General features: G+C 67.1%; 19 protein-coding genes, 1 tRNA gene and 1 pseudogene. 6 read left to right on the plus strand and 15 right to left on the minus strand.

What is annotated here, in order from left to right; all coding sequences use genetic code 11:
• From IT472_RS09510 to IT472_RS09520, 3 genes and pseudogenes are all read right to left on the minus strand, one after another.
• Positions 1-621, minus strand: a pseudogene (locus IT472_RS09510) (3-oxoacyl-ACP synthase III); the annotation flags it as partial.
• Positions 622-902: 281 nt separating this feature from the next.
• On the minus strand, positions 903-1,211 hold the full coding sequence (locus IT472_RS09515) for a DUF4156 domain-containing protein (protein WP_297181228.1): 309 nt from the start codon (positions 1,209-1,211) through the stop codon (positions 903-905).
• Positions 1,212-1,403: 192 nt separating this feature from the next.
• Complete coding sequence (locus IT472_RS09520) at positions 1,404-4,244, minus strand: pitrilysin family protein (RefSeq protein ID WP_297181230.1); 2,841 nt, start codon at positions 4,242-4,244, stop codon at positions 1,404-1,406.
• Positions 4,245-4,337: 93 nt separating this feature from the next.
• Between IT472_RS09520 and IT472_RS09525 the strand changes: the two genes are divergently transcribed.
• From IT472_RS09525 to IT472_RS09535, 3 genes are all read left to right on the plus strand, one after another.
• A complete protein-coding gene (locus tag IT472_RS09525; protein ID WP_297181232.1) occupies positions 4,338-5,129 on the plus strand; it encodes an SDR family oxidoreductase in 792 nt (263 codons plus the stop codon).
• Between the two features lie 10 nt (positions 5,130-5,139).
• Positions 5,140-5,619, plus strand: a complete 480-nt coding sequence (locus IT472_RS09530) for a tRNA (cytidine(34)-2'-O)-methyltransferase (protein WP_297181234.1) — start codon at positions 5,140-5,142, stop codon at positions 5,617-5,619.
• Between the two features lie 145 nt (positions 5,620-5,764).
• On the plus strand, positions 5,765-6,328 hold the full coding sequence (locus IT472_RS09535; RefSeq protein WP_297181236.1) for a diffusible signal factor-reguated Ax21 faimly protein: 564 nt from the start codon (positions 5,765-5,767) through the stop codon (positions 6,326-6,328).
• A gap of 77 nt (positions 6,329-6,405) precedes the next feature.
• On the opposite strand, the gene IT472_RS09540 is transcribed toward IT472_RS09535, so the two are convergent.
• From IT472_RS09540 to IT472_RS09560, 5 genes are all read right to left on the minus strand, one after another.
• Positions 6,406-7,428: an NAD(P)H-dependent glycerol-3-phosphate dehydrogenase gene (locus IT472_RS09540; RefSeq protein WP_297181320.1), complete on the minus strand. Its 1,023-nt coding sequence runs from the start codon at positions 7,426-7,428 to the stop codon at positions 6,406-6,408.
• Between the two features lie 117 nt (positions 7,429-7,545).
• On the minus strand, positions 7,546-8,064 hold the full coding sequence (gene secB, locus IT472_RS09545) for a protein-export chaperone SecB (protein ID WP_297181238.1): 519 nt from the start codon (positions 8,062-8,064) through the stop codon (positions 7,546-7,548).
• Positions 8,065-8,196: 132 nt separating this feature from the next.
• A complete protein-coding gene (locus tag IT472_RS09550) occupies positions 8,197-8,631 on the minus strand; it encodes a rhodanese-like domain-containing protein (RefSeq protein ID WP_297181240.1) in 435 nt (144 codons plus the stop codon).
• A gap of 52 nt (positions 8,632-8,683) precedes the next feature.
• A complete protein-coding gene (locus tag IT472_RS09555; protein WP_297181242.1) occupies positions 8,684-9,103 on the minus strand; it encodes a hypothetical protein in 420 nt (139 codons plus the stop codon).
• A gap of 44 nt (positions 9,104-9,147) precedes the next feature.
• The gene (locus IT472_RS09560) at positions 9,148-9,615 is read right to left on the minus strand and encodes a YiiD C-terminal domain-containing protein (RefSeq protein ID WP_297181244.1); all 468 of its coding nucleotides are present in this window, start codon (positions 9,613-9,615) and stop codon (positions 9,148-9,150) included.
• A gap of 44 nt (positions 9,616-9,659) precedes the next feature.
• On the opposite strand from IT472_RS09560, the gene IT472_RS09565 reads away from it, so the two are divergent.
• The 3 genes from IT472_RS09565 (at position 9,660) to hemF (ending at position 12,331) form a co-directional block, all read left to right on the plus strand.
• Positions 9,660-10,424 (plus strand): uroporphyrinogen-III synthase, encoded by a 765-nt coding sequence (locus IT472_RS09565; RefSeq protein WP_297181246.1) that lies wholly within the window; start codon positions 9,660-9,662, stop codon positions 10,422-10,424.
• Positions 10,425-10,526: 102 nt separating this feature from the next.
• Positions 10,527-11,366, plus strand: coding sequence for an EamA/RhaT family transporter (locus IT472_RS09570; RefSeq protein ID WP_297181248.1), 840 nt, complete (start codon positions 10,527-10,529; stop codon positions 11,364-11,366).
• Between the two features lie 53 nt (positions 11,367-11,419).
• Entirely contained in the window at positions 11,420-12,331 is a 912-nt protein-coding gene (hemF, locus tag IT472_RS09575; protein WP_297181250.1) for an oxygen-dependent coproporphyrinogen oxidase, read from the plus strand.
• 18 nt (positions 12,332-12,349) lie between these two features.
• On the opposite strand, the gene IT472_RS09580 is transcribed toward hemF, so the two are convergent.
• From IT472_RS09580 to IT472_RS09610, 7 genes are all read right to left on the minus strand, one after another.
• Positions 12,350-12,511: a hypothetical protein gene (locus tag IT472_RS09580; RefSeq protein WP_297181252.1), complete on the minus strand. Its 162-nt coding sequence runs from the start codon at positions 12,509-12,511 to the stop codon at positions 12,350-12,352.
• Positions 12,512-12,742: 231 nt separating this feature from the next.
• The gene (locus IT472_RS09585) at positions 12,743-13,822 is read right to left on the minus strand and encodes a porin (protein ID WP_297181254.1); all 1,080 of its coding nucleotides are present in this window, start codon (positions 13,820-13,822) and stop codon (positions 12,743-12,745) included.
• A 74-nt stretch (positions 13,823-13,896) separates the two neighbouring features.
• Positions 13,897-14,832 (minus strand): sugar kinase, encoded by a 936-nt coding sequence (locus tag IT472_RS09590; protein ID WP_297181256.1) that lies wholly within the window; start codon positions 14,830-14,832, stop codon positions 13,897-13,899.
• A gap of 5 nt (positions 14,833-14,837) precedes the next feature.
• Complete coding sequence (locus IT472_RS09595) at positions 14,838-15,854, minus strand: SPFH domain-containing protein (RefSeq protein ID WP_297181258.1); 1,017 nt, start codon at positions 15,852-15,854, stop codon at positions 14,838-14,840.
• 11 nt (positions 15,855-15,865) lie between these two features.
• Positions 15,866-16,789, minus strand: a complete 924-nt coding sequence (gene rocF / locus IT472_RS09600) for an arginase (RefSeq protein ID WP_297181260.1) — start codon at positions 16,787-16,789, stop codon at positions 15,866-15,868.
• 43 nt (positions 16,790-16,832) lie between these two features.
• A tRNA-Thr gene (locus IT472_RS09605) sits at positions 16,833-16,908 on the minus strand.
• Positions 16,909-17,079: 171 nt separating this feature from the next.
• Positions 17,080-17,709: an SPOR domain-containing protein gene (locus IT472_RS09610; RefSeq protein WP_297181261.1), complete on the minus strand. Its 630-nt coding sequence runs from the start codon at positions 17,707-17,709 to the stop codon at positions 17,080-17,082.
• Positions 17,710-17,846 lie beyond the last annotated feature (137 nt).

The following is a 17,846-nucleotide window of genomic DNA, read 5'->3' on the forward strand; positions in this document are numbered from 1 at the left end:
GCCGCCCTTGTAACGCGGCGCGCCCGGCGCCAGCTCGGCCCGCGCCAACACCATCGCGGCGGCACCGGAGCCGAGGGTGAGGGTGGCCAACTCGTTGCGGAAATCGGCCTCGCTGATGTCCGCGCGGATCAGGCGCTCCATGGTCTTTTCGTAGGCCAGGTTGGCGGTTTCGCCATCCACGACCAGGGCGTACTCGATCTCGCCGCGCTCGATCATCCGGCTGGCGATGTCCATGCCATTGATGAAGGCGAGGCAGGCATTGGCGATGTCGAAGTTCTGGCAGGTGTCGGGCAGGCCGAGGTTACCGGAAACAATCGACGCGGTGGACGGCTCCAGATAGTCGCGGCTGACCGAGGTATTGACCAGCAGGCCGACCTTGTCCGGATCGATGCCGGCATCGGCCAGGGCCTTGACGCCCGCCAGGGTGGCGGCATCGGAGGCTTGCACATTGTCATCCCAGAGGCGGCGCTCGTGGATGCCGGCGATGTCGCCGAGCACGTCGGTGCGGATACCAAGTCGGTCCAGGGTCGGCTTCAGCCGGGCATTGATCTCGTCCGAGGACAGGCGACGCGGGGCGTCGATATGGGCCAGGCCGGCGATGGCAACGCGTTGAAAAAGCATGGTGGATTACCCGAACTGGCGCCCAACGGCCCCCTTGAACCTTTCAGGATAGCGCATTCCCACAACCATTCGCATGCGTATGGATTTCGCCCGGCGCGGATAATGACGATTGCGTGACGCCGGCCAAGGATTCCTGCCCACGAGGTCAAGGTCCGGACAACATCGTCCCGGGGCTGTCAGCCCTCGACGCGTCCGGTGCAGGCGCGGACTCGACTCAGGCGAAACCATCACCTGCGGGCAGCGTGTGCTGACACACAGGGAGGGACTTGTTCAATATTGCCCTAGTGCGCGCATCGCCACATCGCCCAGCGCTGTCGGCCATCCCTGGGTTCCTGCATCGGATTGACCCGGTTGGCACCCAAGCTCGTGGCTTGATTGCGGGCCAGGATCTCCAATTCGTCGCGCACCCGCAGCGCATCTCGCTGGTACGGGCCAACCCAGTCGGTCATCGTGACCACGACCTCGCCACGCGACTCGCAGCCGCTTGGGGCGCTCGCCAGCACCCGCACCTGCGCGCCTCCCGGCGTCAGGGCGACGAAGGCACAGCCAGCCAAGGCCGGCAACAGGCAGGACAGCAGCAGGATCCGCATTGGCTTTCCTTGGCACTGACCAAACGAAGCCCGCCTAGTGTGGCGGGCTTCGTCGAAACGAGGATGAATACCGACGCTCGGTGTCGACCGTGGCGAACGCCTGAACAACGCGATTCAAGCATTGTCAGCCCACGCCATCCATGGCGGGCAAAGGCCCCTGAATGACTCAGGGGGCGCCTTCGCTTCCAGGCATCAAGGCTTCGGCGGCACCGGCTTGCCATCGGCATCGAGCACGGTCACCTGACCGATGTTCAAGGCCCGCACCGGCGCCTCGGTCTGCTTCAGGTCACCCACGATCAGCCAGGTCAGCCCGCTCGGGCTGAACAGGTGCGCCGACGCATTGACCTGGGCCGGCGTCATCGCCTCGATCGCGGCCTTGCGCTGGAACACGTAGTCGTCCGGGCGGTTGTACAGGACGTTGGACGCAATCGTGCCGAGCACCGCACGCGCCGTCTCGTAATCACCCGGCAGGCTCAGGGTCTCGATCTTCTCCATGCTGGCCACTTCGGCGGCGGTGGCCGGGCGGGTGCCGTTGGCGAAATCGGTGATTTCGCGGCGCATCTCCGCCACCGATTCACCGGTCTTGTCGATCTGCACCGGTGCGCGCGCCATCCACAGGCGCGGCCCCAGCGCGCTGCCGGCGCCACTGCCGGCGCCGTAGGACCAGTGCTTGTCCTCGCGCAGGTTCATGTTGAGGCGGGCGGTGAAGTCGCCACCCAGCACCATGTTGGCCATGTCGTACTCGATCGACTTCGGATCGCTGCTCGACGGAATCGTCGTGGACGCCACGAGGGTGGCCTGCACGGCACCCGGCTGATCGACCAGGAGCACCCGCGGCTGCGGCTGGGCCGGCACCGCCGGGATCGCCGCCGCCGCGGCATTGCCAGCGGCCGGTTTCCAGTCACCGAAATGGCGTTCCAGCACCGGCAGGATCTCCGCCAGGGTGGTGTCACCCACCACCACCAGGGTGGCGTCCTGCGGACGCAGCATGCTGTCGTGCCAGCCCTGCAGGTCGGCGCGGGTCAAGCCGGTGATCGAAGCCTCGGTGCCGCTGGCCGGCACCGAATACGGATGGCCGGCGCCGTAGACCAAGCCCGGCAGCACGCGTGCCGCCAGCGAGTTCGGATTGGCCTTCTCCTGGCGAATCCCGGCGATCCACTGGCCGCGCACGCGGTCGATGTCGGCCTGATCGAAGCGCGGATGGCGCAGCATGTCGGCATACAGGGCCACCGAAGCGTCGAGGTTCTGCTTCAGCGCCGACAGGTAGACCTCGCTGCTGTCGCGGCCCGAACTGGCGCTGAGATTGGCACCAAGGGCTTCGGCGCGGTCGGCGAAGGCCAGCGCGTCGAGGTCACCGGCACCTTCATCGAGCATGCCCATGGTGAAGTTGGCGAGGCCCGGATGGGCCACTGCGTCAGCCGCCTGGCCACCGCGGAACAGGTAGCTCATCTGCACCACCGGGATGTCGTGGCGCTCGGCCAGCACCACCTTGGTGCCATTGCTCAGGGTGGCGTGCTGCTGGGCCGGGAACACCAGGTCGGGGAAGCGGGTCGGCATCGGCGGGCCGGCCTTGCGGTCGACGCTGGACGCGGTGGTGGTGTAGCGCGGATCGGGCTGTGGAATCGTGAACGGCGTCGGCGTCACCGCCGGTTCCTCGGCCACCGGCACGCGCGGGCCCGGATTCACCACCAAGGTGTGGCTGCCCTTGCCTGCGCCCAGCCAGGTGTTGCCGGCGGCGCGCACGGTCTCGGGCGTGGCGGCGGCAAGGTTCTTGAGGCTGTCCTGATAGCAATCGGGCTTGCCGGTGTAGACCGTGCATTCGGCCAGCACGTCGGCCTTGCCACCGAAGCCGCCGATGCGCTCGACGCCGCGTACCCAGGCCGCCTCGACGCCGGTACGGGCGCGAGTCAGCTCGTCGGCGCTCGGGCCGTCCTTCAGCAGGCGCTGCAGCTCTTCACTGATGATCGCCTCGACCTTGGCCGGGTCGACGCCCTTCTTGACCGTGGCGGTGATGACGAAATTGCTGCTCAGCTGCGACGGCGACACCATCGCGGCGACGTTGTCCACCAGCTTCTCGTCGTGGACGAGGCGACGTGCGAGGCGCGAGGACTTGCCACCGGCGAGCACGCGGGCGAACAGATCGAGGCGATCGAGATCGGGCTGGCCGTACTGCGCCACGTTCCAGATCCGGTAGATGCGCGACTGCGGCACCACGTCGGTCATCACCGAATGGGTGTCGGCGGTGTGCGCGGCGACGGCGACGGCCGGCTGGGCCATGGTCGGCGAGGCCGGGATGTCGCCGAAGTACTTCGTGACCTTCTCGCGCGCAGTGGCCAGGTCGATGTCACCGGCCAGCACCAGCACCGCGTTGTTGGGACCGTACCAAGTGCGGAACCAGGTCTTGACGTCCTCCAGCGAGGCGGCGTTGAGGTCGTTCATCGAGCCGATCGTGCTGTGGTGGTACGGATGGCCGGCCGGGTACATGATCCGCCCCAGCTCGTCCCAGACCTGCCCATACGGCTGGTTGTCGCCTTGGCGCTTCTCGTTCTGGACCACGCCGCGCTGTTCGTCGAGGGTCTTCTGGTCGATCGCCCCGAGCAGGTGGCCCATGCGGTCGGATTCCATCCACAGCGCCATGTCCAGCGCGGTGGTCGGCACATTCTCGAAATAATTGGTGCGGTCGGAATTGGTGGTGCCGTTCTGGTTGGTGGTACCGACCGCCGTGAACGGGGTGAAGAATTCACCCGGCGCGTTCTCGCTGCCGTTGAACATCAGGTGCTCGAACAGGTGCGCGAAGCCGGTGCGGCCCGCGGGCTCTTCCTTGCTGCCGACGTGGTACCAGACGTTGACGGCGACGATCGGCGCCTTGCGGTCGGTATGCACGATCACCCGCAGCCCGTTGGGAAGGGTGAAGGAGTCGTACGGAATGTTGACGGTTGGTGCGGTGGCGGCCACGGCCGCCGGGGCATAGCTGCCGACACCCAGGACGCCGACAAGGGCGAGTGCGAGGACTGCAGGACGAAGGACGGACATGCGGGACTCCCGGATCGGCGACGGACAAGCGTTCAATGATAGCGGTCACACTCCGGCGATACACTAGGCCGAAAGCCACCCGCAGGAGGCGCCATGTCCCGCAATGCCGTGGTCACCGGCGCCAATCGCGGCCTCGGGCTGGAATTCACCCGCCAATTGCTGGCACGCGGCGACCGCGTGGTGGCGACCTGTCGCCAACCCGGCAAGGCAACCGAGCTGAACGCCTTGGTCGGCCATCACCCCGGCCGCCTGCGCGTGGTGCCGCTGGACGTGGCCGACGCCGCCAGCCGCGCCGCGCTGGTCGCCGAGCTGCCGCTTGTGCTGGAGGAAGACGATCGCATCGATTTGCTGATCAACAACGCCGGGGTGCTGCATTCGGGCGAGCGGTTCGGCCATCTCCAGCAGGCAACCCTGGACGACAGTCTGCGCACCAATGCCATCGCGCCACTGCTGCTGGCGCAGGCGCTGGTGCCGTGGTTTGCCAACGCTGCCGAAGGGGGCGGGTTGCCGATCAACCAAGCGAGTATCGGGGAGCGACTTGATCGGCAACCCGCCCCCTTCGACACGAGCCACCACCCTGTCATCGCCAACCTCAGCTCCCAGCTCGGTTCGATCGCCGGTGTCACCCGCTTTGGCGCACCCAGCTACGCCATCAGCAAGGCCGCGCAGAACATGGCCACGGCGCAGCTCGCCAAGGCACTGCAAGCACGCGGCGTCGTGGTGCTGGCCCTGCATCCCGGCTGGGCACAGACCGCGATGGGAGGGCCGCAGGCCACCGACGCCCCCGCCGACGTGGTGGCCGGGATGCTGGGGGTGATCGAGGCCGCCACGCTGGCGCAATCCGGCGGCTTTTTCGACTGGCGCGGGCAGACGCTGCCGTGGTGAGGCGTCAGTGATGTTCCACGTCATCCTGCATCGTCCCGAGATCCCGCCCAACACCGGCAATGTGATCCGGCTGTGCGCCAACACCGGCGCGCAGTTGCATCTGGTGCGTCCGTTGGGATTCGACATCGACGACAGGCAACTGCGCCGCGCCGGGCTGGACTACCACGAGTACGCGTGCATGCAGGTGCATGACGACCTCGATACCGCACTGACGGCGATGACCCTGACCAACGGTGCGCCGCCGCGGGTGTTTGCACTGTCCACGCGCGGCACGCAGCGCTACGACGCGCCAACCTATCGCGACGGCGATGCGTTCCTGTTCGGCAGCGAGACCGCAGGATTGCCGCAAGAGGTGTTGGACGCGATTCCTGATACGCAACGTCTGCGCCTGCCGATGCGTCCGGACAACCGCAGCCTGAACCTGTCGAACACCGTCGCGGTGATGGTGTTCGAGGCGTGGCGACAAGCGGGGTTTTCAGGCGGCGCATGAGCGCGCGCGTTTACGCCTCCGCTCCTGAATATTTACTGGACGATTCAGTTTTGTATTCAGTGTGTATTGGCATGCGCGACGCAAGAGTGCGTCCACGTTTCGCCGACGCGCGAAGCGGAAACCCATCACACGGAGGTCCTCCCCCATGAAGCGTCTTTACCTTGTCCTTGCCCTGAGCGCGGCCGCCGCCGTTCCGTTCACGGCGTCTGCCGCCGATGGCATCAGCTACAACTACGTGCAAGGTGGCTACGCCGCCACCAACACCAGCGGTCCCGATGCCGACGGTTGGAGTCTGGGTGGCTCGGTCGCAGTGCACCCGAAGGTCCACCTGTTCGCCAACTATGCCCGTCAGGACATCAAGCACACGGCCATCGACTACGATCAGTGGCGCGTCGGCGGCGGCTACAACACCCAGGTCGGCAGCAACACCGACTTCGTCGCCAACGCCGCCTATGAGCGGGTCAATGCCGGCGGCGGTGTCAATGCCGACGGCTACAGCGTCGAAGGCGGCGTCCGCAGCGCGCTGGCCCGAAACCTCGAAGGCTATGCGATGGTCGGCTATCTCGACGGCAATCACCTCAGCGGCGAGCCCTACGGCCGCCTCGGCGCCACCGTCAAGTTCAACCCGAATTGGGGCGTGAATGCCGACGTGCGCGTCATCAAGGGCGGCACCACCGAATGGTTCGTGGGCCCGCGCTTCAGCTGGTAACAGCTGTCTCGGCTCCTCCGAAAACGCCCGGCTTCGCCGGGCGTTTTTCTTGCGCGTATCCCAGTCTGTCGGAACGCTCAGGCGTCGAACAGCAGCTGCGGATACTCGGCCTTGCGTTCACGCGCCATCAGCCGGCCCAGCCCTTCGGCGGGCGTGATCTCGCCATGCAGCACGTCGCAGACGTTTTCGGAAATCGGCAGTTCGATGCCGTGGACCGTGGCCAAACGCATCACCTCGTCAGCAGTCTGCAGCGACTCGACGACCTGACCGATCTCGCGCACAGCAGCCTCGATCGACTGGCCGCGCCCGAGTGCCAGCCCAAGCCGGCGGTTGCGGGACAGATCACCCGTGCAGGTCAGCACCAGATCGCCCAGCCCGGCCAGTCCCATCAAGGTTTCGGGCCGACCGCCGAGGGCCATGTTCAGCCGCAGCATTTCATTCAGGCCGCGGGTGATCAGGCCAGCGCGGGCATTGAGGCCCAGCCCCATGCCGTCGGCCACGCCGGTCGCCACCGCCAGCACGTTCTTCATCGCGCCGCCCAATTCGGCGCCGCGCATGTCATTTCCTGTGTAGGCGCGGAAGGCTGGGCCGTGCAGGGCATCGGCCACCTGCCGGCAAAAGGCGTCGTCGTCCGAATGCACGGTCAGCGCGGTTGGCAGGCCTTGCGCGACCTCCTTCGCAAACGATGGACCGGTGACCACGGCCAGCGGCACCTCTGGCCCCAGCACCTCGGCCGCGACTTCATGCAGGAAGCGCCCACTGCCCGGCTCGAAACCCTTGGTCGCCCACGCCACGCCAGCGCGGGCCGGACGCAGCGGCGCCAGCGCGCGCAGGGTCTGTACGAACGCATGCGAGGGCACCACCACCAACACCCAGTCCACGTCGGCAAGCGCAGTGGCCAGGTCCGTGGTTGCGCGCAGCTCCGACGGCAGCGCGATCCCCGGCAGGTAGCGCGAATTGCCGGCGCCGGCATCGATGGCGGCGATGACGTCGGGATCACGCCCCCACAGCCGGCTCGGGTGGCCATGACGCGCCGTCAGTGCGGCCAGCGCGGTTCCCCATGAGCCTGCGCCCAAGACCGCAAGCGTTGGTCTGCCGATGCTCCCCATGCCGCAAGCCTAGCCTGATTGTGCGCGGAAAACCGCTCCGCGCGGACGCGAAGCGGATCCTGTCCGGACCGGGACGAAACCTGCGCGCACGATCGCGGCGCGGTGCGCTCAGGCGTTGCCGGCGGCTTCGGTATTGGCCAGCAAGCTGCTCTGCTGGCCTTGGGCGGCGCGCTGGCGCATCGATTCCGTGTACAGCGCCTCGAAGTTGAGCGGCTGCATCGGGAACGGCGGGAAGCCACCGGTGGTCACCAGGTTTCCGATCACGGCTGCAGCATACGGATACAGCAGGCTCGGGCACTGGATCCCGAGCATCCCGTCCAGGGTCTGGTCATCGAAGCCGCTCAGCCCGAATACCCCAGCCTGCACCACTTCCGCGAGGTAGGCATTGTGGTTGTTGATGTTGCAGGTCAGGGTGATGCCGAGGCTGACCTCGAAGGCATTCTCGGCCAGCCGCTGCACCTTCTGGTTCAACTTCATCTGCAGGTCGGGCTGGCCCTGTTCGTTGAACACCTGCGGGGTATTGGGGGCCTCGAAGGAGGCATCCTTCAGGTACAGCTTCTCGACCGTGAAGGTCGCCTGGGGCTGGTCGTCGGCCGGGGCAGCGCCGTTCAGGGTTTCATCGGACATGGACAACTCCAGAAATTGGGCGGCAACCGCCGCGCAGACAAGAGGGGGATTATCGCACCGCGCGCGGTGCTTTGCCTGACTTGGGGATATCGTGCCGAATCACAAGCTCCAGCCCGAGCACACGCGGACGAATCAGCGTCCCTTGACCAGGGGCAAGTCGGAGCCGCGCCAGGACTGGATCCCGCCTTCGAGGATGCCGACGTGGGTGAATCCGGCCTTGCGCAGGCGGCCAGCGGCACCTTGGGCGAGTTGACCGGACTGGCAGACCAACACCACCGGAAGCGCCTTGGCCGGAGCCAACTGCTTGTTTTCCGGATCGAACTGGCTGAGTTGGACGTTTTTCGAACCGGCGATATGGCCCTTCTCGAATTCCACGGGAGAACGCAGGTCCACCACCAGCGCGTTGTCGCGATTCATCATGCCGACAAGAAGGGAAGGGCCGATGCGCCGCACTCCGCTCAGGCGCGACAGGATCTCCACGACGATCAGGGCCACGGTGATGGCCAACAGTGCAAACGACAGCAACTGGTGGCGATCGGCAAACGCGAGGATTTCGGCAAAGCTCACAGGGTTCAGCCCGAGAACGGCAAGGGCGGCAATTGTAGCGGGTGTCCGCGGCTCAATTGCCCTTCCACAGGTCGGGCAACCCGCTCATCTGCCACCACACCTTGCGCTCCTCGTCGTAATGCCACTGCTCTTGGTAGCGCACCGTGCGCTCGGTCTGGTTGTACCTGTTGATCACGCCGATCTCGATCTCGCGCACCACGTCGCCGTTGGGCAGCACATTGGTGCCGAGTTCGCGGTAGCCCGAAATCTGCACCTGCTTGTAGCGCGAGAAATCGATGTCGGTCAGGGGGTGCTCCTCGCGGACCTTGGGATCGATGAGGTTCCAGGCCCCCTCGAAGTTGCCCCACCGGATTGCAGCGGAATAGTCGATCTGCATGCGTTCCAGCGCCCCGTTCTTGCCGCCCTGCTGCGGGCAGCCGGCCAACAGGAGGACACAACACAACAGCAGGCAGCGCATCAGGTGACGGGCCATCGGCAGATCTCCGCGGGGGCGTGCTTGCATCCTACCTGCTTGCATCAGGTTTTGCCGATCGCGACATAGCGGCCTGAAAATGTTGCCGCCACCCCGCCGTCGGCCAGCAGCGTGCGGGCGCGCAAGCGCGCGCCCACCCGCCCTTGCCGCGCCAGCGCCTCGACCAGGTCGACGCGGTCGGCATCGGAATCGAACACCGCCTCGACCACGATCGCCTCGAACACCGGCTTGAGGTAGCGGATCTGGCTGTCGGCCACGAAGACATCGGCCGCGACGTGGGCACGCTCCAGCTCCAAGGTCACCAGCCCCCAGGCGGCGATGGTCATCAGCGACACCACGCTGCCGCCGAACGCGCAGCCTTTGTCATTGATGTTGGGGTCCAGCGGCGCACGCAGGCGCAGCAGGCCGTCGCGCCATTCGAGGATCTGCGGCTTGAGCGCCGCCACCGGCGGCATGCCGAGGAAATGTCCGGCCAGCGCCTGCAGTGCACCCTGATTCGTATTCGCATCCATGGGTACAGCCTGCCGCAAGCCGGCCGCTGTGCCAAGCTTGTGGCATGCCGCTCGTCCGCCCATCGCCGCTGTCCGGCTGGACCGTGCTGTCGCTGCGCCCGCGCGGCCAGCACGCAAGTGTGCGCGCCGCCTGCGCGCGCGTTGGCGCACGGCTGCTGGCGTTGTCCGTGCTGGCGATCAGCGCCCGTGATGACATCGCAACCCGGCGCGATCTGGCCGCTGCGCTTGCCGCGGATGCCGTCATCTTCACCAGCCCCAACGCGGTGCGCACCGCTGCCGCATTGTTGCCGCTGCGCGCGCGCCGCGGCCAATCCTTGCTGGCCGTGGGCACCGGCACCCAGCGCGCGCTGGCGCGCCTCGGCATCGCCGCCGCGGCCCCCGGACGCATGGACAGCGAAGGACTGCTGGACCTGCCGGCTTTGGCCGATCCACGCGGCCACAGCCTCGGCCTGGTGACCGGCAGCGGCGGCCGTGGCCTGCTGGCACCCACGTTGATCGCGCACGGCGCCGTTCTCCGGCGCGCCGATGTGTACCTGCGCGAGGCCGTGCGGCTGGGCGTCGCACGCATCGCCGCACTGAAGGGTGCCCTGCGGCATCCGCAGCGGGTGCTGTTGGTCTTGACCAGCGCCGAGGCGCTGGCCGGCCTGCTGGCCCAGGTCGATGATCCGCGGCTGCGCGGGGTTGCGGTCGTTGCCGCCAGCCCGCGGCTGGCGCAGTTGGCGCGCGCGTCCGGCTTCGACCGCGTGGCCACCGCCGCCAGTGCCCGCCCGGCGGCGCTGCTGGCCGCCGCTGCGTCCGTTTTCGAATGACGCCGCCCCGCGCTTTCCCGGCGGGTGCGGCAACGCGGCCGCCATCACGACGTCCCGCCATTGCGTGTATCGTGCGCAGCGTTTTGCGAATCGGCTGACGCGATGACCTCCGTCCTCCTTGCCGCGTTGTGCAGCGTGCTGGTCTCGGTGCTGCTCAAGCTGGCACCGCGGCTGCGCTTCGATATCGGCCAAGCGGTGGCGTGGAACTACGTCGCCGCCGGCGGACTGGCGCTGCTGCTGCTCGGCCCCACGCCGGCGGCGCTGCGCGACCCCGCCACGCCGTGGCTGGTGCTGGCCGCACTCGGCCTGCTGTTGCCGACAATCTTCCTGGCGCTGGGGGCCTCGGTGCGGCATGCCGGGATCGTCCGCACCGACGCCGCGCAGCGGCTGTCGCTGCTGGTGCCGCTGCTGGCCGCGTTCACCCTGTTCGGGGAAACCCCGGCGCCGCTCAAACTCGCCGGCTGCGCGCTGGGGCTGGTCGCACTGGCCTGCATGGTCCAGCGTCCCGGGCGCGCGCCAACGCCGGGTGCGGGCTGGCGCTATCCGCTGCTGGTGTTTGCCGGTTTCGGCGTGATCGACGTGCTGTTCAAGCGGGTGGCGGCCGCCGGCATTCCACTCGGCACCGCGCTGACCGCCACCTTCACGCTGGCGCTGGTGGTCGCCTTCGCCATCCAGTTCGCCCGCCGCGCCCGCTTCACCCCGCGCAGCGCGCTGGCCGGCCTGCTGCTGGGCCTGCTCAACTTCGGCAACATCCTGTTCTACCTGCGTGCGCATCGCGCCTTGCCGGGCCAACCTTCGCTGGTGTTTGCCAGCATGAACCTGGGCGTGGTGGTGCTGGGCGCGCTGATCGGGATCGTGGTGTTCCGGGAACAGCTCGGGCGAATCGCAACGGTCGGCCTGCTGCTGGCGCTGGCGGCGATCGGCTTGTTGACCCGCGGCTGACCTGGATCAGCCGATCCCCGGACAGGCCCGCGCCCTGCGCCTACACTTTGCCGATGCAACACAGCCCCGATTTCGACGCCGTCCGCGCCTATCTTTCCGACCTGCAGGACCGCATCTGCGCCGCGATCGAGTCCGCCGACGGCGGCGCCCGCTTCCGCGAGGACGTGTGGCAGCGCGCCGAAGGCGGCGGCGGCCGCACCCGCGTGCTGCGCGAGGGCGCGGTGTTCGAACAGGCCGGGATCGGCTTTTCCGACGTCATCGGCAGCGCGCTGCCGCCCTCGGCCAGCGCCGCCCGGCCGGAACTGGCCGGCGCGTCATGGCGTGCGGTCGGGGTGTCGCTGGTGTTCCATCCGCGCAATCCGTACCTGCCCACCACCCACGCCAACGTGCGCCATTTCTGCGCGCAGCGGGATGGCCAGACCGTGGCCTGGTGGTTCGGCGGCGGCTTCGACCTGACGCCGTTCTACCCCTTCGACGCGGACGTGCTGCACTGGCACCGTGTCGCCCGCGCGCTGTGCGAACCGTTCGGCGGCCAGGCCCGCTACGACGCCCACAAACGCTGGTGCGACGAGTATTTCTTCCTCAAGCACCGCGACGAAACCCGCGGCGTCGGCGGGCTGTTCTTCGATGACCTGCACGACGATGCCGAGGCCGATTTCGGCTACCTGCGCGCGGTCGGCGATGGCTTCCTCGACGCCTACCTGCCGCTGGTCGAACGCCGCAAGGCCACGCCGTTCGGCGAACGCGAACGCCAGTTCCAACTCTATCGGCGCGGCCGCTACGTCGAATTCAATCTGGTCTACGACCGCGGCACCCTGTTCGGCCTGCAATCCGGTGGCCGCAGCGAATCGATCCTGATGAGCCTGCCGCCGCTGGCGCGCTGGGAATACGGCTACGCCGCCGAAGCCGGCAGCCCGGAAGCGCGCCTGGCCGGGTATCTCAGGCCGCGCGACTGGCTGGCCTAGCGATGGAACACCGCCGTTTCAGCGGCGGCCAACACCGTACACATCGCGCAGCCCGAACAGATTGGCATTGCTGCCGTTGTCGAAATGCAGCCGGGTGTCGTCGAAGCGGAGGCTGTTGCTGCCGTCGATGCGGAAATTTCCGCCAATCCCGGCCTGAGTCGCGCATCCGTCAAATCGCACCACATCCTGTTGCCACAGGACACTCCGCCGCTGCCCCATCGCTCAGCATCATCCGGTTGGATGAGATCACGCGCGGCGGGCGCCTAACCGCGCGATGCTCCGGCCACGGACAGGGATCGTCGTGATGGACGAAGTCGAGGCGTTCCGGCGTTGCGCGGCGCGAGCCGCTGCAAAAAACCTGCCGGCAGGCACGACCGCGAACAACGGCGAGCGCCGAGGATACGGCTCCACTCAATAGCTGAACTGCACTCGCAGTCCCGCCGTCAGCCACTGTTGACCGAGGCCTTGGCGATGGCTGTCGGTGTGCTGGAGGTTGGCGATCACGCGCACGTAACGCATCGGATAACAGGTCGCTGCCAGCCCCCACGTCTGCGCATGGCCACCGCGGACCGGGCCATCGTCGAGGTCGACCATGCCCAAGCGCAGCGCCAACTCCCAGCCCACGTGGCCCGTGGGTGTCGGGCCGGCGGCAACGCCCCGTTTGTACTGGCGGCCATCACCGGTCGGGGACCAGGTCAATTGGATTCCGCCAGCCGTTCCCCGCACATCACCCAACTCCCTGCGGACACCCACCTGCGCCACTTCTGCCTGCGCCGACCACGAACCCCACAGCCACAGGCCTTCGACGGCCATCCGATCAATGCGATCCACTCCCCCGAGCGTGCCGGTCAGCACTGGCTTGTCGTTGACGAGCACGGTCCCGGGATTCAGAGCAAAGGCGGCGCGTTCGGCGCGTGGCCATTCCGTCGCCAGGCTGAAGCCCACGTGGACACTCCCGCCCCCCTCCGCAGCCACTCGCCAGGTGCCGCGCAGGCTGGCTCCAGGCGAATCATTGCTGCCGTTCAACTGCTGCCCGAACGCCGCGACGTTGAGCGTTCCACGCTCGCCCCAGCGGGCATACTCCACGCCAATGCGCCGGCCAATCGTGAACGCGCCCACCGGAGACGGTTCCGGGAATGCGCTTTGCTTGTCGCTGATGGCATCCTCCAGCGTGAACGGCTGCTTGAACTGTCCGAGCCGGAAGGACTGGCCCGCCGAGGGCGTCCATTCGACGAACGCATCTGATGTCGTACGCCCGGAAAAATCGTGATCGACCACCACCAGCCAGCGCTGGTCTGCGGAGGAGATGCGAACGCCCAAGCGTGCGCGGCGGACCCCGTCCTCTGACTTGCTGGGTTGCTGGTCCGGTTCCACCTGCGCCCAGTCGTACTGCAGGAGGGCGGTAGGGACGACCTTCACCGGCGTCGCCCAGGCAAGGGTCGGCAGCGCGGTGGCCGCAAGCAGCACGCGTCGGATTACCGGGTGTGGCATTTGCAGCCCCAGAGTGAAGTTGCGGCAGTGTGCCGGCGCTTCATGACAGATCAATGACAGCCGCCGCGCATGGCTCAAAGCACCAGCCGGCCGTGGCGTTCGGCCACGGTGATGACGGCTTCCATGCCGGAATTGAATTCGAGGAAATCCGATTCGATGCCGTCGCTGAAGATCACGCCGTAGCCGGCCATTTGTGAAACCAGCCGCAGCGGCTGTGCGCCCGTGATCGTGCCAAACACCAGTTCGGTGCCGGTCGTGCGGCTCGGGAACGGCTCGCGCACGGTGAAATGCAGGTAGTCGGCCTCCCACGGAAAGCCATTGGCGCGCAGCGTATCCAATTCCGGATCCAGCGCCTCGCCCACGATCCCGGCCGCGCCGGTGATCAGGCTGCGGAACCAGCCGGTCGAGCCCAGCCCGGTGGACACGATCACGCCGCTGGAGGAGTGCACCTCGCGCTGCTCGCCGAGGCCGATTTCATAGCGGGCGGAGACGTGGCTGCGCGGACCGATGAACAGGTCGTTGACCGCATGCAGTTCCTGCCCGTCACTCAAGCGCACCCGCGCCATGGTGACTTGGCGCAGATTGCGCCTTCCGGCCTGCGCTTCGGGCACCAGCGCAATCAGGTCGGCCACCTTGAAAGGCAGCAGCACGCCGTCCCAGCGCGCCGGATCGGGGTTGACGCCGATGACTTGCTGCCCGGACAGGTACTTGAGCGTGTTCGCCACCAACCCGTCCTGGCCCAGCACCACCACCAGCGCATCCGGGGCAAACAAGTAATTCGGCAGGAAGCGGCGATCCAGCCGATGCACGCGGCCAAACTGCCGCAGGCTGGCCTCCACCGTCCGCAACGCCTGCTGGTAGGTGCTGTGCTCGGTTTCGTAATCGCCGAAATCGGCGCCCAGATGCTCAACGTAGAAGCGCGCCTGCTCGACCGTGTTGAAGCGCGCGACCAGATCCTCCAGCCGCGACGTGCGCACCACCAGCACGATTCGCTGGGTGAGGGCATCCACGGTCGTCAGCCCTTGCCGCCCCCGGTGAGTTGCTGCAGCAGGTCGGGGCTGATGTTGAGCTCGCCAATGCGCTGTGCGTTCTCGGCCAGCCCCTGGAAAGCCTGTGCGATCAGCGCGCCCGGCTCGGCATTGCCGACGTTCAGCGCCAGAAGTACCTTGGGATCAACCCCCTGCACCCCCCGCATCAGGGCGGACACCGCGTACGCGCGGGCGTCGGCCTCGGTCTGGGCATTCTCCGCACGCAGCCGGCTCAACGCCTTGTTGCGGTCCTCCAAGTCGATCCTGCCAGCCATGTCCTGCTGCTGGATCTGCTGGCGCTTTTCCAGCGCGGCACGTTCGGCCTCCAGCTGCGCATCGCGGATCTGGCGCTTCTTGGTTTCCACCGCGATCTCGGTGTTGAGCTCGTTTTCCTTGATCGCGCGTTCTTGCTCGATCGCGGCATTGCGGCGACGGTAGGTGGCATCGTCGGCCTGCTTGAGGATTTGCTCGCGCACCGTCGATTCCAACGCACGCGCAGTTTCCGGATTCGGCCGCACCGCCAGCACCGCGAGATTGACCAGTTCCAGCCCCAGCGCGGCCAACCCGTCCGCGCCGCGCAGGCCGTCACGCACGGTCTGCACGAGGCGCTCGGACGCGCCCAGCAGGGTTTCGAGGGTTTGACCAGACAGCACCGAGCGCAGTTGCACCTGAACTGCGTTGACCACCCGCTGCGGCAACCGCGTCGGGTCTTCCGACACGTAGGTGCCGTTGCCGGCCAGGGTGAAGTTCATCAGACCGGTCAATCGCTTGGGGTCGGTGACCCGGTAGGTCACCTGGCCTTGGATCGTGACTTCCTGGAAGTCGGCGCTGACCTCGTTGAACATGAAGGGCACGTCCACGCTTTCCAGCGGCACTGACACCAGCGACGCACTCGGTGCGAAGTAGAAGAACGCCAGCCCGGCGCCTTCGCGGACCAGCGCCCCGTTGCGGTACTGGATCAAGTAGGTGCTCGGGGTGGCCTTGGTGTATCGCAAACCGAACATATGGACTCCGCTCAATCACGCATCAGGGTGGATTTGCCGAACAGGCTTTCGACCAAGTCGACGGCGAGTGTCGCGGTCATGTTGCGACGGTCGAGGGCGGGATTGACTTCGACCAAGTCCAGTGATGCCAGCCGGCCACAGTCGGCAACCATCTCCATGATCAGCTGTGCTTCGCGGTAATTGACGCCGCCGGGCACACGGGTGCCGGTGCCGGGCGCAATCACTGGATCGAGCATGTCGACGTCAAAGCTGACGTGCAGGTGGGTATCGGCATCCACGCCTTCGAGCGCTTCTTCGATCGAACGGCGCATGCCGACTTCATCGATATAACGCATGTCGTAGATGTCGAGCCCCCGCGCCTGCACCAGCCGCTTCTCCTCCGGATCCACCGAACGAATGCCGATCTGCCGCACGTGCTCGGGCCGCAACGCCGGTGCCTCGCCGCCCAGCGTGGTCAATGCTTCCGGACCAAGCCCGCACAGGCAGGCCACCGGCATGCCGTGGATATTGCCGCTGGGCGTGATCTCGCGGGTATTGAAGTCGGCGTGTGCGTCCAGCCACAGCACCCGCAGGGTCTTGCCGACCTCGCGGCAATGCGCGGCAACGGCGGCGATCGATCCGATCGCCAGGCAATGGTCGCCACCGAGCATGATCGGCATGCGGCCAGCCCGAAGCTCGCGGGTACTGGCATCGAACACGGCACGGTTCCAGGCCACGACTTCGGCCAGGTGTCGGTAGCCGTCGACCGGCGGCGTTTGCGGATTGGCGGGGCCGGTGACATCGCCACAATCGCGCACATCCACACCCCGTGCGGCAATGGCCGCGACTAGGCCGGCCACGCGCAGCGCTTCCGGCCCCATCGAAGCGCCGCGCATGGAAGCGCCGATGTCGGTGGGTGCACCGAACACGGAAACGGGCGGATAGCGACGGGTCATGTTGGCTCCGGTCGAAACTGATGATTGCGCATGGGCACGGAGGTGGTGCCGCTTGTCCGAATCGAACGGACGACCTACCGCTTACAAGGCGGTTGCTCTACCAACTGAGCTAAAGCGGCGCATTCGGAATTCTAGCAGGGGCACCCACGGCAGCCGCGAGCCACGGTTACGGCAACGCGGAATCAGTCGGCGTTGCCTGCCGACCATGGATGGTCGGCCGCGGATCGATCACCGAAGTGATTGATTCGCGTGAGCTGACACGTCCAGGAGGCGCCCAAATAGGCGTTGCCTTAAGGCATTTGCCTGCAATCCTGCGGTTTTGCAGCCGCTATCGAGGTGACGCGATCGGCGTCCATGCCCGCCGGCAGGCGCACGTTCAGCCAGATCCGGGGGGCGCCATTGCCTCGCGCCTCGATGACCGCCTCGGCACCCTTGGCGCGCACCTCGTCGGCACGTCGGCGCGCGCCGGCTTCGCTACTGAAGCGACCCAGCGCAATCCGATTGGCATTGCGACCATCGTTCATCACGAAAAGATCGTCCACTCCGGCCGCCCTGAGCCTGTCGGCCAATGCCATGGCTTCGGCACGGCTGGCCTGCGCCGGAAGGTAGACGTCCCAACCGCTGGCGGCACCGGAACGGTCCTCGAACGGCACCGCCTCGACACCCAGTGCAACCAGGGACTTTTCAGCACCCGAACGTGCCGCCGGCCCGGCAAACGGACCCAAGCGCAGGCAGGTTCCAGCCACCTTCGCAGGCGCTGAGGATCGGGCCCGTGTGGCACGTGCTTCCGCCACCAACTGCAAGGGCGGCCCCTGCAACAAGGTCACGGGTCGCACCGAAGCCTTGGGCCCCAGTGCCCACCAGCCAGCCGCCCCGAGGTTCAGCAAGACCAGAATGACGATGGTGGCGCGCAGCAGCATCCCCTTAGTTTAAGGCAACGCCGATTGCGTCGGCGTTGCCTGCCGACCCTGGCGGGTCGGCCGTGGATCGATCACCGAAGTGATTGATCCTCGTGAACTGCGCCCGGGAAGCCCACGGTCACTGTCCGGCACGGGCC

The organism is Thermomonas sp., assembly GCF_020850895.1.
Classification (GTDB): Bacteria; Pseudomonadota; Gammaproteobacteria; order Xanthomonadales; family Xanthomonadaceae; genus Thermomonas.